Here is a 4780-nt window from a genome sequence, read left to right as displayed (position 1 = left end):
GCCCAACGCGAGCAAGCTCGCTCGCCACAGGTTTCGGTGCATAGCATTATCCGCCCCCTTCGTCCCACCTACACCAACCGCTCGATCTTCTGATGCTGCCACACCAGTTTGTAATACAGCGTCTGCAACACCAGCATCCCCAGATACGCCACCGGAAACGCCATCCACACCCCTTGCAACCCGAACTTGGCATCCAGCAAATACGCCGCCGGCAACTGCACGCCCACCACGCACACAATGGAAATCGCCACCGGCACCATCACTGTGCCGCTGGCGCGCATGATGCCGCCAATGATCGCCTGGAAACCAAACACCAACAGGCTCCAGAGCATGATGTGCAACAAGTGCCGGGCCATGCTCCGCGTCGCCTCTTCGGTCAGGAACGACGCCAGCAACCACTGCGACAGCAAGTAACCCAATACAACCAGACCACCGGTCAGGCACACGTTGATCATCAACCCCGTGCGCAGAATCGGCCCCATGCGCTCGATGCGCCCGGCCCCAATCGCCTGCGCCCCGAGGATCGATGCGGTAATCGCAATCGACAGCGCCGGGAACTGCACGTAATTGACGATCTGCGTCACCGCGCCGTACGCCGCCGTCGCCTGGGAGCCGTGCCGGTTCACCAGGGCCAGAATCACCAACTCCGACAGCGACAACACCACCATCTGCAACCCGGTGGGCAAACCGATGCGCAACACCTTGCCAAGAATCGCCATGTCCAGCTTCATCGCGGCAAAAAACTCACGGTCAGGCGCCAGCGGATGTCCCTTGCCGATCAGCCGCCACGCCAGCAACCCCATCGCCACCAGGTTACCCACCAATCCGGCGTACGCCGCACTCTGAATCCCCATCGGCGGCAACCCGATCCACCCGCGAATCAACGCCGGCGTCAGGGCCAAACCCACACACGTCGACACCACCAGCGCCAGCAACGGCGACAACGTATCGCTCACCCCACGCAGCAACTGCGTGAACAACACAAACACCAACAGCGACGGCATGATCCACAACATCACATGGGCATACGCCACCGCATCGTCCAGCACATCCGCCGGTGTCCCCAACCCCACCAACGCCGATCGCGCAAACACACTCCCCACCACCGCCGCCACCAAGCCGATCAACACCCCCAGCAACAACGTCGCCCCGGCAATCGCCTTCACCAGATGCGTCTCCCGAGCCCCCCACGCCTGCCCGATCAACACCCCGGCGCCAGCACCGAGGCCGATGACCAGGGCAATGAAGAAGAAAACAATGGGGAACATGCCGGACACAGCCGCCAAGGCTTGAGTGCCGAGCATTTGGCCGATGTAGATACTGTTGACGGTGCCCGACATGGATTGCAGGAAATTCGACAAGACCATGGGGGCGAGGAAAAGCAGGTAGGTTTTCCAGAGGGGGCGTTGAGGGTTCGGGGTTTGCATTGGATAGAGGTCCATCTCGACGGCGGGAGGGCTGACTGACGATAGCTTCGGTGAGTCAAGACCAGGGGGCAATGAACATTTCAGGTCTGTGTTTATATTTCCAGCAAATGCCTGCGAGCGCAGGTAAGCCCCGGATATTGTGGGAGCGGGCTTGCTCGCGATGGCGGACTGTCAGACACCCCCTTGTGTGACTGTCCAACCGTCATCGCGAGCAAGCCCGCTCCCACAAGGTTTGCAGTGTTCAAACACTTAACTGACAGGCATCAGGCGCATTCGCGCCCGGCAGACCTAACGGATCAGTTGCCTGCTTTTTCCGATAAATGACCTATGCTCCTGTGCAGCAGTAAACCAGCTGGAGCCCTCGGCGCGGCCAATCGCTGATCAGGACATCCAGTGCAGAGATGACTGTGGTGACGGGAGCGACGCAATGATGAAACCGGAATATTCAACCTGCATGAAATGGATCGCAATCGCTGCCGCCTCGGTGGCTCTTGTTGCAGGCTGTGCCAGCCAGAACGATCCCGTGGCCCAGGCCGGGAAAGCCGACGCAGCCAGGGGCATCGCCGCCCCCAGCCTCACCGAGACGAAGGCCATCGCCGAGGAAGCCTTCATCTACGGACTGCCGATCGTCATGAACTATGCGGTGATGTATGAGTACGCCGTGGACAAGAACGGCCCGCAGTTCAAGGCCCCCTTCAACCAGATCAAGAACGAGCCCCGCGTCTTCACCTACCAGGACACGGCCGTTGTCACTCCCAACAGCGACACCCCCTACTCCTTCCTCTGGATGGACCTGCGCGCCGAGCCAATGGTGCTCACGGTACCAGTAGTCGAAAAGCAGCGTTATTACTCGGTGCAATTGATCGACGGCAATACCTACAACTACGGCTACATCGGCAGCCGCGCCACGGGGAACGGCCCGGGCAACTACCTGGTGGTCGGGCCTGACTGGAACGGTTCCACGCCACCGGGCATCAACAAGGTCTTCCATTCGACAACGCCCTTCACGGTCGCTGGCTATCGAACCCAGCTCTTCAATCCCAAGGACATGCCAAACGTGATGAAGGTGCAGTCGGGCTACAAAGCCCAGCCGCTGTCGGCGTTTCTGAAGCAACCGGCGCCGCCTGCATCGCCGGTAGTCAATTTCCTTCCGGCCACCACAGCGGGGATCAAGGAGAACTTCTTCGAGTACCTCGATGCTGCGCTCCAGTACGTGCCGCCAACGCCTGAAGACAGGGAAATTCGAGCCCGAATCGCGCGAATCGGCCTCGGGCCGGGCAAGAGCTTCGAGTTCAAGGATCTCTCGCTTGAACACAAGGCCGCCGTCCTGCTCGGCATGAAGGAAGGCGACGAAAAGGTGGACAAGTGGTTGTCCGGCGGACTCAAGGACGTCAATGGCTGGAACATCGGTTCGTTCTTTGGCGACCGCCATTTCTACAACGGCAACTGGCTGATGCGCGCGGGCGCGGCCAAGGGCGGTATCTACGGCAATGATGCAGTGGAAGCCACTTATCCCATCACCCGCACCACAGCGCTCGGCAAGCCACTGGACGGCAGCAAACACAACTACACGCTCACCTTCCCCGCCGGGCAGCTGCCGCCGGTGAACGCCTTCTGGTCGGTGACCATGTACGACGGCAAGACCCAGCTCCTGATCAAGAACCCGATCGACCGCTACCTGCTGAACTCGCCCATGCTGCCCGGCATGAAGAAGAGCAAGGACGGGGCGCTCACCCTCTACATTCAGCGGGACTCGCCCGGCAAGGCGCTGGAAGGCAACTGGCTGCCTGCCCCCGACGGCCCGATCTACCTGGTGATGCGCCTTTATTGGCCCAAGGAGACACCGCCTTCGATCCTGCCGGCTGGCGAAGGAACGTGGAAACCAGCAGGCATCGTGGTATCGAAATAGAACCGGGCGCGCCAGATCGCACAGCCCCTCGGCATCGGCCGGGGGGCTGCCCTTTCTCAGGAAGGTAAATACCGCGTCACTCTCGCGTCCAGCAGCTTGATCAGCGCAGGCTCCATGAACTGGAACTCATCGGGTATGTTCAGGCAGACGATACGTTTGCCTGCCAGCTCAGAGAAAAATCGCGCTGTCAGTTTTTGTCGATGGATCGGCTCCATCACACATATCAAATCAGCCCACTGCAGCAGCTCAGGGCTCACGGGAACAACAGCCCCGTAGTCGATACCCGCTGAGGCAGTTTCCACGCTGGGCCAATCAGCAAACCGTTGCTCGGCCGACGGACTTCGCAGTCGATTCTGGCTGCAGATAAAGAGAACGTTCACATCGGATGACTCCAACCAGTGTTCGTGTCCCGAGGTGGGAACGGGACACTGTTTGATATTGAATCAGATGAGGCCTGCCGTCTTCTACCTTGGGTCGTGGCGGTTGGTGGGGTTGAGAGCACTGCAAATTATCGCTGCTGCTCTGTGTTTATATTTTCAACAAAGAGACGTGAAAGATCCGAGGTTTCATCATCACAGGTCCTACACAAAGCTCGGAATCCCTCACCTTCCCCGCTGATTCCCTGCGGCTTATAGTCAACCCCGTCGCCCAAATGGCGATTCAGGTTTGGCGACCTGATCGATCAGAATGCAAAGGCTCTGTGCTTTAATGCAGTCGCTTTTGCATGCCCGCAAAGCTGTCTTTATGGCAGCTGTGCGCGGGAGACCTTCGGGTCTGCCGGTTCTCTGATCCCGGTTCGCCAACCTGCGTACAGCTGTCACCCATTCGTTTGGCGACGATTGAGGGACAGTCAACCTTTGCCTTGATCGGAGTTTTAACTATGGAAAGATACATGCCCCTCACCGGAATCGACCTGATCCCGGCCTCCCTCCTCATCGATACCCAAGCCCCACTCGACGTCCTGCAAGCCATGGTGGATTACCGCATTCGCACGGTGACGCAGGTGCTGGAGAACATTGCTTATCGCGCCGAGATTGGTTGCGACACGGTGGTGTTGTCGGACTTTTCCAAACTGCTGGTTATTCCGTTGCGTGATGGTTGTGACTTGATGGATGTGATTGGGCGGCGTTTGCGAGCGCAGGCTGCAGAGTAAATGTACGGGCGCTGAAGGCGCCCGTTTTTTGTCCGACGAGAAAAGCGGCTTTTATGTTCTGTGGCATGGATTTAGTCTGCATTCAACCCATTGCTGCCGGCGACGACAGGCAGCAGTCGAAAGACGTCATTCGTCACGCTACCTGGAAGCATCGCGCAAGAGATGACGACCCTGGCCACACAACCTCAGAAACAACGAAGCCCAGCACTAGTCTGTAATGCTGTTCAGTTAAGCGAGAACGATCCACTGTAGGAGCGAGCTTGCTCGCGATGGTCGTTAACGATGCCGCGT

General features: G+C 58.9%; 4 protein-coding genes. 2 read left to right on the top strand and 2 right to left on the bottom strand.

Annotated features, from left to right (window positions below; all coding sequences use genetic code 11):
- Window positions 1–68: 68 nt before the first annotated feature.
- On the bottom strand, window positions 69–1427 hold the full coding sequence (locus AC07XF_RS27600) for an MATE family efflux transporter (RefSeq protein ID WP_495029032.1): 1359 nt from the start codon (window positions 1425–1427) through the stop codon (window positions 69–71).
- Between the two features lie 430 nt (window positions 1428–1857).
- On the opposite strand from AC07XF_RS27600, the gene AC07XF_RS27595 reads away from it, so the two are divergent.
- A complete protein-coding gene (locus tag AC07XF_RS27595) occupies window positions 1858–3336 on the top strand; it encodes a DUF1254 domain-containing protein (RefSeq protein ID WP_495029043.1) in 1479 nt (492 codons plus the stop codon).
- Between the two features lie 56 nt (window positions 3337–3392).
- On the opposite strand, the gene AC07XF_RS27590 is transcribed toward AC07XF_RS27595, so the two are convergent.
- Window positions 3393–3716 carry a low molecular weight protein tyrosine phosphatase family protein gene (locus AC07XF_RS27590; RefSeq protein ID WP_495029031.1) on the bottom strand — a complete coding sequence of 108 codons (324 nt, stop codon included), beginning with the start codon at window positions 3714–3716 and terminating at the stop codon, window positions 3393–3395.
- A 500-nt stretch (window positions 3717–4216) separates the two neighbouring features.
- On the opposite strand from AC07XF_RS27590, the gene AC07XF_RS27585 reads away from it, so the two are divergent.
- Entirely contained in the window at window positions 4217–4489 is a 273-nt protein-coding gene (locus AC07XF_RS27585) for a hypothetical protein (RefSeq protein ID WP_495029030.1), read from the top strand.
- Window positions 4490–4780: the final 291 nt, after the last annotated feature.

The sequence above is a fragment of the Pseudomonas sp. GW821-FHT01C01 genome (assembly GCF_059422645.1).
This window is presented reverse-complemented; position numbering and strand designations above follow the sequence as displayed.

Excerpts from the sequence above, each read along its gene's own strand:
- AC07XF_RS27585 (WP_495029030.1), top strand. The coding sequence starts at position 4,217 with ATGGAAAGATACATGCCCCTCACCGGAATCGACCTGATCCCGGCCTCC.
- AC07XF_RS27600 (WP_495029032.1), bottom strand. The coding sequence starts at position 1,427 with ATGCAAACCCCGAACCCTCAACGCCCCCTCTGGAAAACCTACCTGCTT.
- AC07XF_RS27595 (WP_495029043.1), top strand. The coding sequence starts at position 1,858 with ATGAAACCGGAATATTCAACCTGCATGAAATGGATCGCAATCGCTGCC.